General features: G+C 71.1%; 15 protein-coding genes. 10 read left to right on the top strand and 5 right to left on the bottom strand.

Annotation, left to right across the window (positions count from 1 at the left end; genetic code table 11):
- Nucleotides 1-67: 67 nt before the first annotated feature.
- The 5 genes from ABZW30_RS13325 to ABZW30_RS13345 all read right to left on the bottom strand — a co-directional run bounded on the left by ABZW30_RS13325 (nucleotide 68) and on the right by ABZW30_RS13345 (nucleotide 2,878).
- Nucleotides 68-352, bottom strand: coding sequence for a WhiB family transcriptional regulator (locus ABZW30_RS13325; protein ID WP_355671201.1), 285 nt, complete (start codon nucleotides 350-352; stop codon nucleotides 68-70).
- Nucleotides 353-370: 18 nt separating this feature from the next.
- The gene (locus ABZW30_RS13330) at nucleotides 371-826 is read right to left on the bottom strand and encodes a hypothetical protein (protein WP_355671202.1); all 456 of its coding nucleotides are present in this window, start codon (nucleotides 824-826) and stop codon (nucleotides 371-373) included.
- 91 nt (nucleotides 827-917) lie between these two features.
- On the bottom strand, nucleotides 918-1,424 hold the full coding sequence (locus tag ABZW30_RS13335; RefSeq protein WP_355671203.1) for an ATP-binding protein: 507 nt from the start codon (nucleotides 1,422-1,424) through the stop codon (nucleotides 918-920).
- A gap of 355 nt (nucleotides 1,425-1,779) precedes the next feature.
- Nucleotides 1,780-2,205 (bottom strand): hypothetical protein, encoded by a 426-nt coding sequence (locus ABZW30_RS13340; RefSeq protein WP_355671204.1) that lies wholly within the window; start codon nucleotides 2,203-2,205, stop codon nucleotides 1,780-1,782.
- 100 nt (nucleotides 2,206-2,305) lie between these two features.
- A complete protein-coding gene (locus ABZW30_RS13345; protein ID WP_355671205.1) occupies nucleotides 2,306-2,878 on the bottom strand; it encodes a hypothetical protein in 573 nt (190 codons plus the stop codon).
- Between the two features lie 342 nt (nucleotides 2,879-3,220).
- On the opposite strand from ABZW30_RS13345, the gene ABZW30_RS13350 reads away from it, so the two are divergent.
- The 10 genes from ABZW30_RS13350 to ABZW30_RS13395 all read left to right on the top strand — a co-directional run bounded on the left by ABZW30_RS13350 (nucleotide 3,221) and on the right by ABZW30_RS13395 (nucleotide 16,946).
- Nucleotides 3,221-3,559: a GntR family transcriptional regulator gene (locus tag ABZW30_RS13350; RefSeq protein WP_355671206.1), complete on the top strand. Its 339-nt coding sequence runs from the start codon at nucleotides 3,221-3,223 to the stop codon at nucleotides 3,557-3,559.
- Nucleotides 3,560-3,862: 303 nt separating this feature from the next.
- Complete coding sequence (locus ABZW30_RS13355; protein WP_355671207.1) at nucleotides 3,863-7,384, top strand: NB-ARC domain-containing protein; 3,522 nt, start codon at nucleotides 3,863-3,865, stop codon at nucleotides 7,382-7,384.
- Between the two features lie 15 nt (nucleotides 7,385-7,399).
- On the top strand, nucleotides 7,400-8,554 hold the full coding sequence (locus ABZW30_RS13360; RefSeq protein ID WP_355671208.1) for a damage-control phosphatase ARMT1 family protein: 1,155 nt from the start codon (nucleotides 7,400-7,402) through the stop codon (nucleotides 8,552-8,554).
- Between the two features lie 967 nt (nucleotides 8,555-9,521).
- On the top strand, nucleotides 9,522-10,823 hold the full coding sequence (locus tag ABZW30_RS13365) for a hypothetical protein (RefSeq protein WP_355671209.1): 1,302 nt from the start codon (nucleotides 9,522-9,524) through the stop codon (nucleotides 10,821-10,823).
- Nucleotides 10,820-11,665 carry a DciA family protein gene (locus ABZW30_RS13370; RefSeq protein ID WP_355671210.1) on the top strand — a complete coding sequence of 282 codons (846 nt, stop codon included), beginning with the start codon at nucleotides 10,820-10,822 and terminating at the stop codon, nucleotides 11,663-11,665. Before ABZW30_RS13365 ends, ABZW30_RS13370 begins: the two co-directional genes overlap by 4 nt.
- A 151-nt stretch (nucleotides 11,666-11,816) precedes the next feature.
- Complete coding sequence (locus tag ABZW30_RS13375) at nucleotides 11,817-13,340, top strand: RNA-guided endonuclease TnpB family protein (RefSeq protein ID WP_355671211.1); 1,524 nt, start codon at nucleotides 11,817-11,819, stop codon at nucleotides 13,338-13,340.
- A 116-nt stretch (nucleotides 13,341-13,456) separates the two neighbouring features.
- Nucleotides 13,457-14,287, top strand: coding sequence for a DUF721 domain-containing protein (locus ABZW30_RS13380; protein WP_355671212.1), 831 nt, complete (start codon nucleotides 13,457-13,459; stop codon nucleotides 14,285-14,287).
- An 88-nt stretch (nucleotides 14,288-14,375) separates the two neighbouring features.
- Entirely contained in the window at nucleotides 14,376-14,693 is a 318-nt protein-coding gene (locus ABZW30_RS13385; RefSeq protein ID WP_355671213.1) for a hypothetical protein, read from the top strand.
- Nucleotides 14,690-14,992 carry a hypothetical protein gene (locus tag ABZW30_RS13390; protein ID WP_355671214.1) on the top strand — a complete coding sequence of 101 codons (303 nt, stop codon included), beginning with the start codon at nucleotides 14,690-14,692 and terminating at the stop codon, nucleotides 14,990-14,992. Before ABZW30_RS13385 ends, ABZW30_RS13390 begins: the two co-directional genes overlap by 4 nt.
- Nucleotides 14,993-15,170: 178 nt before the next feature.
- Nucleotides 15,171-16,946: a hypothetical protein gene (locus tag ABZW30_RS13395; protein ID WP_355671215.1), complete on the top strand. Its 1,776-nt coding sequence runs from the start codon at nucleotides 15,171-15,173 to the stop codon at nucleotides 16,944-16,946.
- The last annotated feature ends 111 nt before the right edge of the window (nucleotides 16,947-17,057 follow it).

Consider the following 17,057-nt stretch of genomic DNA (forward strand, 5'->3'; position numbering starts at 1 on the left):
GGCACCGTCGAACGCCCCCGCAGCCGGCGGTCCGGGGCGGGGGCGAACGGCAGCAACCGCTGCGGGGTCAGCTGGTGCGGGCGCGGTTGCGGGCGGCGCGGCGCTTCATCGCCCGCCGCTCGTCCTCCGACATGCCGCCCCAGACGCCGGCGTCCTCGCCGGTGGTCAGGGCCCAGGTCAGGCACTGCTCCATGACGGGGCAGCGGCGGCACACGGCCTTGGCCTCCTCGATCTGCAGCAGGGCCGGGCCGCTGTTCCCGATCGGGAAGAACAGCTCCGGGTCCTCCTCGCGACAGACAGCGCGCATCCGCCAGTCGGTCTCGGCGGCGGTCGTGAGCGTGATCGTGCTCATGGTGGGAGCTCCTCTCGGTCAGCTGATCCGGGCGGTGTGGGCGAGCTGCTGGAACGCGGCGGTGCTCACCGGGTGGGCGATCTCGTCCAGGACGTGCTGCCAGGCCGGGCTGTCCGCCTCGCGCGGCGTCCACGGGTCCGGGTCGTGGGTCAGCTGCCAGGCCGCCCAGGCCTGGGCGAAGTTCTCGTCCTCGGGCTGCTTGATGACGACGTCGCGCTCGTGGTCCCAAGCGGTGCAGTGCCGGCGGATCCGGTCCTCGCCGACGGTGCGCACGGTGATCTGCCAGGTCGGCCAGCCCTCGCGCGGGCCCGGGTCGATCGCCAGGACCTCGTAGGGGGTGTCGCTGGCGTAGGCGCCGCGGTAGATGCCGCCGACGCGGCGCGGGCCGATCACGCGGGCGATCCAGCGGCGGGTGCTGGCCGCCTCGTAGTACGCGCGGCGGGCGGGCGAGGAGATACGGGCGCGGTGCTTCATGGTGGCCTCCGGCCGGAGAAGTTCACGGAGCTCCCGCTGCGCCCCGGGCCGAGGTCCGGGGCGCAGCGGGAGCGAGGGGAGGGGCGGTCGGTCAGCCGGCCGCGGGGATGCGGCAGCGGATCGCCTTGCCGATCGGCGAGGGCTTGACGGTCCAGCCGGGGGCGAGGATGTCGATCAGGGTCAGGCCGCGGCCGGACTCCGCCTCGTCGCTGTCGGGGGCGGTGTCGGTGCGGCGGGGGCCGGCGCCGGAGAGCGGGTCGTGGACGGTGACGACCGCGTCCGTTCCCCGGGAGCGGTGGACCTCCACGACCAGCGGGGTGTGGGGCCCGCAGGCGCGCACGGCGTTGCCGATCAGCTCGGAGAGGACCAGCTGGGCGGACGCGGCGGTCTCCAGGTCGACGCCGTGGGCGACCAGGACGGTCAGGGCCAGGGCCCGCATGGTCTGCACGGTGTCCTGGTCGGCCGTCAGGTGGGCGGTGATCCCGCCGGGCCGCTGCCGCAGGTAGAAGCCGGGGCGGGGCGGAGCCAGGACCGGGTCGTGACTGGTGAGGTCGGAAGCGGTGCCGGTGCCGAAGACCGTGGGCGCGGGCGTGGTCATCGGGTGCCGCCCTTCGGCTTGCTGGGTTTGGCCACAGGCGTCCCGCCGCCGGCGAAGCTGCGGACGATCGCGCGGTCGAGGAAGGCCGTCATCACCGACCCCCGCCCCGGACGCGGCGCAGCGCCTCGTCCATGTCCGGGTCGCTGTCGCCCGGGGCGAGGTTCGTCTCGGGGCGTGCAATGATGTTGTGCAGCACAGTCGTTGCCTCCTGTTTAGGCGACGGACTTGAAAGCCCCGGGAGGGCAATCCCGGGGCTTTCGCTTTTCTAGGGCGGCTCCTGCCGTCCCCCTGCCGCCGCCGCACCGGCGGTCCGGGGCGGCGGCGACAGGCAGCGTCGCAGGAGAGAGCACGCTGGTCAGGCGGCGGAGCGCAGCACAGCCAAGTGCTCGAATACGAGGCTCGTCGCGACGGGGCGCTGCGGGCGGGGCGCCGGCCGGTAGCCGGTGCCATCGACCGCGTTGCTGGCGTGCTCGGCGACGTCGATCGAGTCGGCGGCGGCGTCGAGGCAGCCTCCGAGAGTCACCGCCGGCCGGTGGTAGAGGCGGTTCACGAAGATCTCGGCGTTGACGTCCAGGGTGTCGAGGAGCTCCGTGAAGGAGCGGCCGTGGGACACCGCGAGCTCCGCCGCGTGCAGCCACAGCTCGCCGCACAGGTCGTCGATGAGGTCGTTGGCGGTGTCCAGGCCGGCGTCGTCCAGCTTTTCCTGCACCAGGTCCCGCAGTCCGGTCGAGTACCAGGTGTAGACCTCGGCGAGCAGCGTGGCGGCAGCGGTTTCGGGCATGGCTATCTCCTCAAGGCGGTCTGGGCATGCGGCGGTCGCCGCCGACCCCGTCGTGCTCGGGGTCGGCGGCGCCGTGGGAGTTCGTGCTATTGGTGGTGGGTCAGGCGGCGGGACGCAGCGTCGTGGTGGGGGCCTGGGCGCCGCGGATCGGGCCGATCGCGTCCTCGAGCGGGATCTCGCGCTTGGTGTCGGCGACGAGGACCGGCAGTCGGACCTGCGTCCACTGTTCGACGCGGCTGGCCACGCTCGGCGCGGCGACGGCCGGCCCTGGGGCGGCAATACGGTGCACCGGAGCGGCCACGGGCGGCAGCGGCTTGTAGTGCTGGCGGGCCGAGCGGCGGGTCTCGGCCGGCATCGCGTCAGGGGAGATGCGCCGGTCCTGCGCCCGCTGCCACTTCGCCACGTCGATGTCGATGTCCACGACCTGGCGGGCGCCCTGGCACAGCCGCTCCGCCTTGAGCTTGCCGTGCTCGTCCTTCTCGCCACCGTCGGGGACGTAGTGGTCGCGGATCTTGAGGGTGGTGGCGCCCATGAGCCGCTGCCACGTCCGGCAGTCCCGGCACACGATCGTCATCACCTCGGCGCTGCGGACGTTGAGCTCGGAGGGGCGGATGGTGCTGAGCCGAAGAGCTGGCCGGTTGTTGGTGCGCTTGGTACGGACGCGTGCAGGCATGGCGGTACCTCCCGAAGAGTCGGAGGGGAGCGGGGGACGTCGGGGGAGCGGTTGCTGCTCTCTCCACCCGCCAGGCCGGACCGGTCACCCGGTGGTCCTGGCGGACAGGCAGCGCAGCAGCGCTGTGGGTGCTGCGGTGGTGCCCGGTATGAGATACAGCTGCCTCGGCCCGGGGGAGCGAAGGCTCAACCCCAAACCGCCGCCGAAGCGGTGACAGCTGCGTGTTTTACTCCGGCGCTGTCAGCGCCGGCCTTGCCCAATCAACGTAATCGCCATTGGCAACCATGTCAACATACTTGCCATGGCTATCTATGGCGGGCTGGCGAATGTACGATGACGCACATGAGTAGCGACCCGAGCCGGCAGCAGGTGCCGTACCAGCAGCTGGTACAGGCTGTCCTTGCGCAGATCCGCCGCGGAGAACTCCGCCCAGGCGACAAGCTCCCGAGCACCAGCCAGCTGGCGGCCGAGCACGGCCTCGCAACCGGCACGGTGCAGCGAGCCCTGGCCGAGCTGCGCTCTCGCGGCGTCGTCTACTCCCAGGCAGGGCGCGGCAGTTTCGTGAGCTCTCCAGACTCCACGCCATCGGCAGCACCGACAGTCGAGGATCTGGCACGTGAACTCGCCGAGCTTCGCAAGCGCGTTGAGGAGCTGGAACAAGCTCAGCGGACTGAGCTTTGAACTCCAACGGTGAGCCAGAGCCACCAGTACTCCCCTCCCAACCTGCCGATGCGATAGCGGAGCGGAGCGGTGCTGCTCCGTTGCCCAGAAGAGTGCCGGGGTTTCTCCGTGCTGTGGCTGGTGCGGTGCTGCGGCGGCGCTGCGGGCTGGGGCATACGTCGGGGAAGATCTACTTCATGCTCTGCACCACCCTGCCGGCCAGGCGTGGCGGCGGTGCTGCGGGTGTGCTGCGGAGTACGCCCGCGACCATGGGTTTTGGCACAAGCGGTTGTTAGCGTCGGAGAGTCGGTCGAGGGGGTCTCGGTGGGCACGGTGCAGCGCTGGACTGGAAGGGAATCGCGCGCATTACGGGAAGCCAAGCGCCTGTCGGTGCGGGGGTTCGCGGCCCACGTGGGAGTCGGAAGCCGGACAGTGTCTGACTGGGAGTCGCCTTCCAACCCGAAGGCGATCAGTAAACCCCTCCAGGAGGCGCTGGACTCAACCTTGGAGCGATGCAGCCCGGCGGAGCAGGAGCGGTTTTGGGAAGCGCTCGGCGAGATGCCAAGAACTCCCAAAGAGGCCGCGGCGCCACCGGGCAGTTTCCTCCCCATCCCGAACGCGGAGCCAAGTCTGGTGCGCAGGAACACTGACTTCGATGGCCTTATCTCCGTCTTGGAGGAGGCCCGCAACACTGAGGGGATCGCGACGGTAGCTGTCGTCGGTCCTGGGGGATTCGGCAAGACGACCATCGCAACTCAGCTGGTCAACGACGGGCGGATCCAGGAGCTTTACCCGGAGATCCTCTGGGTGGAGACCGGTGAAGGTTGCACCCCGGCCAGGGTCGTGGAGCTGATCTCGGACATCTGCGTCCACCTCAGCGGCACCCGCCCGGCGCTGACCGATCCGGAGCAGGCCGGCTTCCATCTCGCACGGCTGTTGCAGGATCGGCGAGCGCTGCTGGTCATCGACAACGTGTGGTCCGCCGCCGACCTCTCTCCGTTTCTCCTTGGCGGCGAGGAGTGCGTGCGGCTGGTGACGACACGGAACGTCCGGGTGTGTCCGTCAACCGCGCAGGTCGTGCGACTCGGGCCAATGACGGCGGCCGAGATCAGCGAGATGCTGACCCGAAACGTCGCCTCGCTGCAGCACTCGGAGGCCCAGCAGCTCGCCGAGCTGCTGGGCGGTTGGCCGCTGCTTGCGCAGATTGTCGGCTCGACCGTCGGCCAGGACGTGGCTTCCGGGGCATCCTCGGGGCGCGTTGTGGCGGAGACGTCAGAGACGATCCGCGACTACGGGCCGCAGGCCTTCGACGTGCTCGACGCCGACCAGCGGCGCAGCGCGATCGGTCAGGCGATCGCGTCCAGCCTGGACGGCCTGGAGGAGAGCGTCGTGCTCAACGGCGCTTCGGACCTGCGGGCGCGGTACATGTCGCTGGCGGTGTTCCCGCCAGCAACAGCGATCCCGGTCCGGGCGCTGACGCATTGGTGGAAGGTGGCGTTCGGTTGGTCTCCGCACGCCACCAGGCAGTTCTGTCGTGTCCTGGCGGACCGGTCGCTGGTGAGCAGCTACCAGGCGGACACGGAGACGATCACGCTGCATGACGTATTCCGGTCCTACCTGCGGCACTTGGTCGCGGACGACTGGGCGCAGTTGCACGGCTCGCTGCTGGATGCGTTTCGCGATTCGACCGGCGGCCGGTGGGAGGAGCTGGGCGCCGAGCAGGGGTACCTGTGGCGTCACCTGCCGTACCACCTGCGTGAAGCTGGCCTGGAGGACGAGCTTGTCGCGCTGCTCTCCTCTCCCTCCTACGTGGTGCGGAAGGTCGCGCTGGTGGGGGAGCAGTCGCTGGTCGCCGACGCGGCGGTCCTCGACGCCCTGCCCACGGGGCGGCGCTCGGCTGCGTGGACGGCGGCGCGGGTGATGGCTGGCTCCGGGTATCTGCTGACCGGGCTGGTGGAGCCGGCCGATGTGGCCGCGACGCTGTCGATCGCCCTGCACCGTTCACCTTCGCCAGTAGCGCCGGAGGCGCTCGCCGAAACGGCCTCGCTCGGGGCGGCGTTCACCGCCGGGTGGCTGCGCCGCGGCGCGGCGGCCGAGTCGAAGGACGCCGGGCACGTGGGAGCGATCGTCAGCGTCTCCACCGTGGCGAGGATCGTCGCCTCCGGCGGCGAGGACGGCACGGTGCGGCTCTGGGATCTCGATACCCGTCAGCCGCTGCATACCTTCCGCGCGCACACCGGTTGGGTGTTCGCCACTGTGCTTTCGCCGGACGGAGCGGTTGTCGCCTCCGCCGGGGATGACGGTCTGGTCCGGCTGTACCGCACGGACTCCGGCACGCCGGTGGGTGTGCTGGCCGGGCACTCCCGCCGGATCCGGGCCCTGGCGTTCGCGCCGGACCAGCCATTGCTGGTCTCGGGCGCCGAGGACGGGGCTGTGTGCGTGTGGGACACCGAGCGGCTGCTGCTGGTCCGCCGGATGCAGACCACCGGCACGCCGGTGTGGTCGGTCGCGGTCGGCGGCGGGGACGAGCCGGCGATCGCTGTCGCTGGTGAGGACGAGTTCGTCCGGCTCTTCGACCTGACCACCGGTCGGCTGCTGGACGAGAAGGCCCAGCACCGGGACTGGGTGCGCTCGGTGGCGTTCGCCGCTGGTTCGGGCCTGCTGGCCTCCGGTTCCGGTGATCGATCGGTGGTGGTGTGGGCGACGAAGGGCGGCACACTCACCCCGGTCCGGCGCACGACGGACCTGCCTGGCCGGGTGCGCTCCGTCGTCGCTTCCCCGGACGGCGGGCTCGTGCTCACCGCGACGGAGGAGCCGACGATCCACGCGCTGACTGTTGACGGTGAGGCCGGGAAGACCGCGCTGCCGCCAGGCGTCGACTGGGTCCGCTCGCTCACACGGAGCGGTGATGGCACGGTCGTCGCCGGCTGTGAGGACGGGGCTGTACGGCTGTGGCCGACGCACGGAGGTCCGCTGCAGACACTGGCCCATGGGTCGAACACGACCTGGTCGACGGCGTATTCGAGCACGGGCACGGTTGGGCTGATCGGCGATGGCGCGGGGCAGGTCGACCTGGTCGACGCCACCGACTCGACCATGCTGCGCCGGCTGCCAGCAGGGCACGGACGGGTCTGGTCCCTCGCCTCCGGCACGGACCTGGTTGCGGCCGCGTGCGGCGACGGCGCCGTTCGGGCCTGGTCGCTCGCGGACGAGGCCTGGGAGCTGACCCTCAACCAGGACACGAACCGTACCTGGGCGGTGGCCATGGCCCGCACCGCTCCGAGGCTGGCGGCGAGCACCGGTGACGGGCACATCCGCTGCTGGGACCTCCCGAGCGGCAATCTGCTGTGGTCGCAGGACGTCCACGCTGGCCGTCTCCGCTCGATCGCGTTCAACGCAGACGGCCAGGTCCTCGCGGCCTGCGGCGGAGACGGATCCGTCCGCGTGTGGAGGGCAGCCGACGGCGAGTTCGTTTCCCGGTTCACATGCCCGACCGGCTGGGCCCGGGCCGTCACGCTCGACGATCAGGGCTTCCGGGCTGCCGTCGGCGCCGGCACTGGCGACATCGCAGTCCGTGACCTGGCGAGCGACCGGTTCACCGCCCAGCTGAGCGGGCACTCCGGCCGCATCCTCATGGTCGCCTTCACCAGCGCCCCGGACCGGCTCGTCTCTGCTGCCGCTGACGGCACCGTCCGGCTCTGGTCGCTCGCCGAGCAGCAGCAGCTCGCAGAGGTCCGAATCGATGGCAGCCTCAACTGTGCCGCCTACGACCCGGTCCACGGCCGCATCCTCGTCGGCAGCGCGGCTGGCGTTGTCGCCCTGGACCTCGACCTGAACCAGTTCTGAGAGGGATAGACGCTCATGTCCCAGCAGGCCCCGGTGATCATTTCTAGTGAGTCTCCTTTCGCTAGCGACGTGTTCGCCAAGCGGCATCCCGCGCTGATTGAACGGCTCACCGGGGCCTGGCCCTTCGAGCCCGGGCAACGGCAGGCGCTGTCCGAGCTCGCCGAGGAGGGCGTCCACGGCGTGATTCGTCCGCTGCCCGACAGCGCCAGCGACTACCAGCTCTGGCGCAAATGGGGGAGCGCCTACTTCGGCCGCCGGTGGGCGGAGGCGCCGTTCCTGTGGGCGGAGAGCTTCTTCTACCGGCGCCTGCTCGAGGCCACCGACTTCTTCGAGCCCGGGCCCTGGCGGGGCGTCGATCCGTTCGCGCCGTTCAAGCAGGCCGAGCTCGCAGGCGAAGTGGTGTCGGCGGAGATCTCAGCGCTCGACGACGTCGCCGACCTGGCCGACGACGAGCGCGGGCAGGCGCTGCTCCTGTCGAGCCTGTGGGGCAACCGCGCCGATCTGGCGCTCCAGATCACCGCAGGTCGGGATATTCAGGCCTCCGGGCTGGTGGCCGACGACAGCAAGCACCTGTGGGAGCTGCTCCGATCCGCCCCGGGCGGAACGGTCGCCCTGGTCGCAGACAACGCCGGTTCCGAGATGGTCGCGGACCTGGTCCTCGTCGATCACCTGCTGGCACACGGACTGGCCGAAAAGGTCGTACTGCACGTGAAGCCGACGCCGTACTACGTCTCCGACGCCACACTCGCGGACGTCGCCGACTGCCTGCGGGCGTTGCTGCTCGGCAAGGGCGAGGCCCGCGCTGTCGGAGAGCGTCTGCGCGAAGCGGCGGCAGTCGGCCAGCTGCAGGTGCGCACCAACGCCTTCTGGTGCGCACCGTTCGACTTCACCGCAACGCCGGAGTCCCTGCGCTCAGAACTCGCGACCGCTACCGTGACGATCCTGAAGGGCGATCTGAACTACCGGCGATTGGTCGGCGACCGCTGGTGGGAGCCGATGACCACGTTCGCCGAGGCGACAGGCTACTTCCCAGGCCGGGTTGCGACGCTGCGCACGCTGAAGTCCGACGTCATCGTTGGACTGAGGCCGAAGAAGCTGGCTGAGCTGGAAGACTCTGAGACTGACTGGCGGACCGCCGGCACGCACGCCCTGATTCAGGTGTGCCCATGACGTGCCACCAGGTCGTTGAGTCTGATGCCTCGTGCTTGCCTGGTCATCAGAGCTTCATGCTGTCAGATCGACACGAACGATCGACGGCTGCGTGTGGCGCCCTCGGAAAGGGTAGGCTGGCTCCGCATTTGATCGACACAAAAGAATTCGCCGCCCGGACCTTGGACAAGTCCGGACGGCACGAATGGATTAGCGCCCCCTGGCAGGGGCCCTCTCCGTGGTCAGACCTGAACTGTAGGAAGGTCGACGTGATGCAGCGTACCCGTACGCGCTCTCTGGCACACACGCGGCACCCCGCCGTGGATGCGATCCCTTGTGGGTCGCTCCGGCGGGGTGCCGTCGTCGTTGTATGCGGATACACCTCTCCCCCGAAGGGGGTCGGTGTGGTGACTTAGACCATTGGGGGCGCCAGCCTTTGGCGAGGCCAGCAACCCCAGGACCGCTGCAGTGGGTGGAGCCACGAGCAAGCGGTCTTACGCGATCCGTCCGATTTGGCGATCGGACGAGGGCCCGGAACGGGTCTCGGCTTGGCGGCCGGGGCCCGGGAAGGGCGCAGTGCGGTTCTTGCGAGGAACCCGAGCCCCCGAGGGGGCCCGTTGCCGTACCCACATGCGAGTAGGAGGGCTCTGTCATTTTGCAGCAGCTCAGTACCCCTTTCCAGTCACCCGGTGCTGCGGCCGAAGGGCGTCGTGTCCCGGGTTTGAGCTCGTACGGTGTCCCCCGGGAGGGGAGAGATCTGTCCTCCCCCCTGTCTTGCTTGGGTTCTGTCTCCGGACGGGTTGGCGGACCGGTTGTCGAATCCGCCGCGCAGACTGCCGCCCATGTGATGCACATCACTCGTTCGGGTGATGCTTTGGATGTCACACGATCGTGTCCGAACCGTGTGGTTCCGGCCGCCTCAGCCGTTCCCAGCCAGCGCCAGGAGCCGACCGACGCCGCCGTAGTGGCCCCGGCGCGGGTGGCGTGGGTGCCGCAGGAGCACCAGCTGGTGTCCGGGACGGCGGGGCGGGTCGCGCTGGACGGCTACAGCTGGCTGCAGGCGGTGCACTGGGTGCACGGCGCCGGCCTCTACGTCCCGCAGGACGGCCCGAAGTTCGGCGAGACCACCATCAAGCTCGCCGAGATCCTCGCGCAGCTGACGCCGTGCCGGCCGGGCATCGCCCACCTGATGCGGGAGCTGAAGCGCAGCGAGCGCACCGTGCAGTACCACCTGGAGATCCTGCGGACGACCGGCCTGCTGGCCTGGCGCTCGATCGGCACCCGGCTGCCGATGGCGGAGGGCCAGACCCGGGTGGAGAGCCTGGCGTCTGAGTACGAGCGCCTCATCCCGATCAGCTACGACCAGGCGCTCGGCATCCGTACCGCGGGTGAGGGTCTGGAGCGGCGGATGACCCGGATCTCGGAGGAGGGCCGGTCGGTCATCGCGGAGCTCGGGAAGAAGGCGGCGAAGAAGCTCCGCCGTCCCCGCCGTACCGCTCGTCTCAGCCGTACCGGACAGCCCGTCAGCACCTCGCGTTGCACCCCAATGGAGGGTGGTACCACCCACTACGTCAGCTCTTCCTCCGTGGGTGATCAAAAGACTACGGGCGCGGCCCGTGACACGAGCTCGATCACCAGGAAGAAGCGGGCGGCCAAGTCCGCCGGGGAGCGGCGGTGGACGGTGCTCGGGCGGGTCGTCACGGCGGCGATGATGGCCGCCGGGGACCAGCTCGCCCGGGTCGCGTACCGGCGGGTGCCGTGGGTCCGCCAGGCCAGCCATGACCAGCTGCGATGGGTCCTCAACGACGTCGCGGCCCGGGGCTGGGACGAGCAGCGCGCCATGGCCTGGCTCGGCGAGGTCGCCAGCCAGTACGCCTGCAGCGGGCTGCTGTGGCGCCCGGAGCGACCGCACGCGCTGATCGCCCACGCGCTGCGCCAGGAGGTCGAGCAGGCCGTCTACGACCGCCAGGTGGCTGCGGAGGCGGCGGCCGCTGTGGGCCCGAACCCGGAGTTTGCCCAGGTCCGCACCGACATGCGGGCCGCTGAGCGTGCGGAGCGGGCCGGGCAGGGCGGCGAGGAACTGGCCGAGGAGGTCACCGACGAGGAGCTCCGCGAGCTGCGGAAACGTGTGTGGTTCGAGTGGAAGCACCGGGGCGACACCACGCTGTTCGAGACGCTGGAACGCGAGGTCGGCCCGCTCGAGGCCCAGAGGGTCTTCGGCCGCTCGCTCTACCACCACCTGCGCCAGTATCTCAGCGGCCAGAACGACCGTCAGGTGTGGGTCGCGTGAGCGCCCCGGCGGAGTCCTCCGGGGCCGATCTGGCCCGCTCGGCCTTGCAGTCGGCGCGCGCCGCTGCCCGCAAGGCCGGCCAGGGCACAGTGAAGCGCCCGGCGACGAAGGCGCAGGTCGCCCGGCAGGGGCGGCTGGCTCGCGATCCGGCCCGGCTCGACGTGGTCCTGCCCGGCCTGGTCGCCGCCCGCGGCTGGGACGTGGCCGCCGCCGGCGGAACCGTCCTGGACCGGTGGGCCGAGCTGGTCGGTCCCGACCGCGCCGCCCACTGGAGTGCCGTGCACTATGACGACCGGACCCGAACCCTCACCGTGCTCGCCGACTCGCCCAGCTGGGCCACCACCCTGCGCCTGACCGTCCGACAGGTCATCGCCACCCTGGACCAGCACCTGGAGGCCGGCACCGTCCGCTCGATCGCTGTCCGGAACGGCTCCGCACCCGAGCCCGCGCTGCGGCACCGCCCCGACCCGGTGGAGCACCCGCAGCGCCCGCTCGACCCGGTGCTCGCGACCGCGCGCCCCGCGCCGCTGGCCGACCAGGCCGCCTACCAGCAGCTTCGCCAGCAGATGCGCGAGCAGGCCCAGGCCCGCCAGGTCGCCCTCGACGAAGCCGCCGCCCGGCGCGAGCAGATCCTGCGCGACCACTACAACCGGCTGCGCGAACCCGAGACGCTCGCCGGCCCGCCCGTCGACCAGGTCGCACAGGTCGCGACGGCTCGCCAGCGCCGCTCGCTCGATTCCCATCACGCCGCCCTCGCTGTTGCTCGCGCGGCTCGCGCTGGAGCCGTCCCGCTCCGCACCATCGACTCGCCACAGCCGTCCAGTCTCACCGGTGCCGCGTGACGTCGCCGTCTTCGGTGCCTTCCGGCTGGACAGGGTCGGTCGCAAGTTGGGGAGGTGACTACTTGTTACGAACCGGGTCCGGACTGTCAGTGTTCCGAGTTACGGTTCCTGCACGCAGTCGACGACGGATGCGGAAGGGGTGAGGTGCGTCGTGGAGCAGACGGTCATACGTGCATTCAAGTTCACCCTGGATCCGACCGAGCGTCAGCTGGGCGAGCTGGCCCGGTACGCGGGTGCGTCGCGGTGGGCGTTCAATCATGCGCTCGCGGCGAAGGTCGCCTCCCACCAGCAGTGGCGGGAGCAGGTCGACGCCCTGGTCGCCTCCGGGATGGACGAAGCGGTGGCGCGCCGACAGGTGAAAGTTCCGCTGCCGGGCAAGGCTGCGGTGCAGAAGGCGTGGAACCAGACCAAGGGCGACTCGCGGACCGGTGTCGAGGGTGTCTGCGAGTGGTGGCATGAGGTCAACACGTACTGCTTCCAGTCCGCGTTCGCGGATGCCGATGCGGCGTGGAAGAACTGGCTGGACTCGCTGCGCGGTGTCCGGGCAGGCCGCCGGGTCGGGTACCCGCGGTTCAAGAAGAAGGGACGGTGCCGGGACAGCTTCCGGTTGCACCACGATGTGAAGAGGCCTGGGATTCGGCTGGTCGGCTGCCGCCGGCTGCGGCTGCCCAAGCTGGGCGAGGTTCGGATCCACGGCTCCGGCAAGCGCCTGGCCCGGCTCATCGGTCGCGGTCAAGCCGTCGTGCAGTCCGTCACCGTCTCGCGTGGTGGGCACCGCTGGTACGCCTCTGTCCTGGTGAAGGTCCAGCAGGAGGTGCCCGGCAGGCCGAGCCGGCGTCAGATCGAGCGCGGTACCGTCGGTGTCGACCTCGGCGTCAAGGTCCTCGCCGCTCTCTCTCACCCGCTCGATCCCGACCGGCCAGGCAGCGACTTGGTCGCCAACCCTCGCCATCTGCGCAACGCCGCGAAGCGCCTGGCCAAGGCTCAGCGGGCACTGTCCCGGACCGTGAAGGGCTCGGGCAGGCGGGAGAAGGCGAAGTGCCGGGTGGCGCGGCTGCACCATGACGTGGCGGTGCGGCGCGTCGGCGGACTCCACGAGCTGACCAAGCGCCTCGCGACCGGGTTCGCGGTCGTGGCGGTGGAGGACCTGAATGTGGCCGGGATGACCGCCTCGGCTCGCGGCACCGTCGAGCGGCCTGGCCGCAAGGTGCGGCAGAAGGCCGGCCTGAACCGGTCAGTGCTGGACGCGGCGCCTGCTGAGGTGCGGCGCCAGCTCACCTACAAGACGTCCTGGTACGGCTCGAAGCTGGCGGTCGTCGACCGTTGGTTCCCCTCCAGCAAGACCTGCTCGGCCTGCGGACGGCAAGACCCACGCCTGACGCTCGCCGATCGGGAGTACCACTGCCGGCACTGCGGCCTGCGCCTGGACCGCGACCTCAACGCGGCCCGCAACATCGCCGCCTATGCCGGCACCGCACCACCAACCGCCCCTGGTAGAGGGGTGGCCTCCCACAAGGAGGACGCCCGTGGAGCGCACGTAAGACCAGCGGCCCTTCGGGACCGCTGGCAGAGCGCGGTGAAGCGGGAAGACAGTCGGCCCCCCGGCCAGCTGCCACCCCAGCGGAGCGATCCGCTGGCGTTCCCACCCACGCACAACCAGCCGGCACTCTTCTAAACCAGCAGGTCAAGAAGAGTCCGGCCCGCGCGTGCAGGGAACGACCCTCCAACCGGCTGGTCGTCGGCCTGTCGGTGTCCGGCCCCGCGTGCAGGGAACGACCCATCCAGCTGGGAGTGACCCGAACCGACGACCAGCCCGGCGGCGCCGACCTGGCCCGCACCGCGTTGCGCGCCGCCCGCCGCACCGCCCGGCTCAACGGCACCGCGCCCGTGAAGAAGACCCCGCCGACCCGGCGGCAGATCGCACGCGCCCCCTCCACCATCGCCGTCGTCATGCCCGCCATGGCCTCCGCCCAGGGCTGGGCCCTCGGCACCGCCCAGGGCACCATGCGCTCCAACTGGGCCCAGCTCGTCGGCGCGGAGGAATCCCTCCACTGGTTCCCGGCCGGGTTCAACCCGGACACCCGCACCCTGCGCATCACCTGCGACTCCCCGGCCTGGGCCACCAAGCTCCGCCTGGAACAGCGCGCCATCCTCGCCAAGCTCAACACCGCCCGGCCCGACACCGTCCGCGCCATCGACATCCGCGTCGGCGCCACCGCCCCCTCTGCTCCGGCAACCGACATCGAACCGACCACCGGCTCGGCCCAGCAGCACACGGCCCCGGCCCCGGCCCCGGAGCCGGCTGCGCCGCCGCTCGCCGACAGCCCGGCCTACCAGCAGCTCCGCCAGCAGATGCGCGACCAGGCCGTCGCCCGCCGGACCGCGCTCGACGCGGAAGCCGCCGCCCGGGAAGAGATCCTGCGGCGGCACTACAACCGCCTGCGCGAACCCGAGAGCGCGCACCGCCCCTGCGTCGAGGACGAGGAAGCCCTGGCCCGAGCCGCCCGAGCCCGCGAGCTCCTCGCCCGCCACCACGCCGCCCTCGCCGTCGCCCGCGGCCACGCCGTCCCGCTGCGCACCGCCCGCCAGCCGCAGCCGGCTCCCGCGCGCGGAGCCGCGTGACCAGGACCATTCCAACCAACACCCACCGACCGCTACCGTCGAACCAGCGGCCCGCCGTCCCGGCGGCCGCCACACCGAGGAGGCCCAGGTGACCACCCAGCCCGACCACGAGAGCCCGGCCCCGGCCAGGCTGGCCACCCTGCACGAGCTGCGCACCGCGCTGTCCCGCTACGGCCTGCCCGGCGACCGCGAGCAGTTCGAGCAGGACCTGGCCGCCGCCCTCGACTCCTCCCCGATCGGCGACTTCGCCGCCGTCGCCGAGGTCGCCGCCACCTACCGCCACCGTCTGACCCTGCGCACCGACGAACAGGCGATGGCGTCGCTGGCCGCGCCGATCGGCGGCCAGCAGTGGACCCCGGCCGCCGACGTCTTCGCCCGGGTGCGCGCCGCCGGCGGCAGCCGGTGACCGACGACCAGCCGACCGAACCGCGCGAGCCGCTGCACGTCTTCCTCTCCAACGCCGCCGAGCAGGCCCTCACCCAGCTGCGCCCCGGCGAGCTGGACGCCGTCGAGAAACTGGTCGAGCGCCTCGCCCTCTACCCGCGGCTCGGCATCCCGGTGCCCGGCGGCACCGACCCCGAAGTCGACGACTACACCGCCCGCACCGACCCGGCCGCCGATACCGGCGACCGCATCAGCGTCGTCTACCGCCTGCACGAGGGCATGCGGTCGGTGTTCGTGACCTGGATCATCGCCGGTCCCTGACCAGGAATCAGGACACCCCCGGGAAGATGGCCGGGCCCCTCACGCTCGAATCGCGAGGGGCCCGGCCATCAGCGTACGGGCCGAGCCGTTCCGGGGCGGTCGATTTGTGCCGTTGTCCAGCCCGTGGCCGGACCGAGGTGGCACGATGAAGTGACCATGGTCAGAGCCGAGTTGGGGGTTGTCGTTGCCGGGTGACAAGCGGCGGATCCAGACGGCGGTGTTGGGCAGCGCGGCGTCGGAGGAGCCGCTGATCCTGCCGCTGGAAGCGATCGAGCTGGACGCCTTCCGCAGACAGCACGCCGCGGACACCTTCTGGTGCGGGCTGCTGCTCGGCGGCTGCGGTGACCAGCTGACGACGAAGCTCTACACCGACCGGGTCTGCCACTTCGCCCACTTCCCCGACCCCACCGGCCTGCACGTGTGCGAGCGCAGGGCTCGGGACGTGTCCAGCGCCGACCACCTCTACGTGAAGTCCGCCGCCACGGCCTGGCTCCTCGACCATGACCACCAGGGCGCCGTCCACCTGCGCGAACCGCTCGGCTCCGTCGTCGACATCGCCTTCGAGCATCAGGACCGCGGGCTGCGCCTGCACCTGGACGCAGCGGTGGCCCCGGTGTGGGACGACGACCTCATCGAGCCGGTCCTCGGCACGACGGTGCCGGTCGACGTCGACACGCTGGTCCGCCGTCGGTACGTCCACCGGGTCCGTCTGGACAGCGCCGGCACCTCCCGCAGGGTCCGCATCGGCACCCAGGCCCCCGCCCGGGACACCGAGTGGTTCAGCCTCGACGAGTGCCACATGTCCCCGGACGGTTTCCGCACCCCCGCTGTTGAGGAGATCCTCGCCGCCGCGAAGCGCACCGCCTGGACGCCATTCCAGCCGATGTACACCCGGCAGCCGACTGCCGCGCAGTACCTGGAAGGTGCCCTGAAGTCCGGCTCCATGACGATCGTGCGATCCGAGTGCCGCACGGTCGAGGCCGGCGGGCCGTACGAGGGCGCCGAAGCGCGGGCCGTGGCCGGCTTACTGGAGCAGGCACGGCTGTGGCTGGAGCAGCAGGAGCAACTGCGCACGGACCTGTTCGGGCGGCTGGCGCAGGCCCTGAGCGACGGCGAGGCCGAGGCGGTGAAGTCGCTGCTCACCCAGGTGAACTTCAAGGCCGCCCGCGAACGCACCGCTGAGCAGCACGAGATCGCCGCCAGGGCCGCCGCATTCCTGAAGGACGTGAAACGCCGGGCCGCCCAGACCGCCCGCGAAGCCAGGCTCCAGCCGACGTACCACACTAGGCCTCGCCCAGTCCGCGCCGAGCCGATCCGAAACGACCGGGCCCGGGCCGCCCATGCACGGATGAGCCGCATCCTGAGCGACCTCGGACGCACGGCAGACCAGCTTCCGGATCGCGAACTGCGCTACCAGGTGTTCACCCTGGCCAAGGAAGCAGACGCAGCCGGCGCCCACGTCACCCCGGGCCAGCGCAAGGCAGTCGACCGGTGGCTCGCCCGGGCCGAGCGCCAGCAGCCCGTCCCCGGAAACACGCCAGCCGAATCATCGGCTTCCTCCCGCTCGCGCGGTGGTGCGGATCGGCAGATCCCCTCCCCGCGTCGGTTGCCACCGGCTGCGCTGACCGATCTGGCGGCCGGGATGCGCGGCGCGTTGAAGAAGGCCGCACGCGAGCGGTCCGCCACCTCCTGGTCGAAGTTGAGCCGCGTGCTCGACAGCACCCTGCTCCACCCCGACGACCAGATCCAGGTCCTGCTGCGGGTGGAAGACGGCACCGCAGCCGACGAACCGCTGCTCTCCTCGCTGCTGGCTGTCACCGACACCAACCGTCCGGCCCTCTACCGCGAACTGGCCTCCCGCCTCGGCCGACAGGTCCCCGCCCCCGCTAGCGAGGCCCACGCACACTGGCAGACCGAAGTCCTCCGCCTTCAGCAGCAGTTCCGGTACCGATGAACCACCGCACACCAGCCTGCGCCCCGTTCTGCTGGGTCCTGGGGCGGGCCGGTAGTTCATCAAGAGGACGCGAGCCAGCGGCGCCGGTGTCCTGTCGTTCTGGAAAGAGGG

It is taken from the genome of Kitasatospora sp. NPDC004669 (genome assembly GCF_040609455.1).
Lineage (GTDB): Bacteria > Actinomycetota > Actinomycetes > Streptomycetales > Streptomycetaceae > Kitasatospora.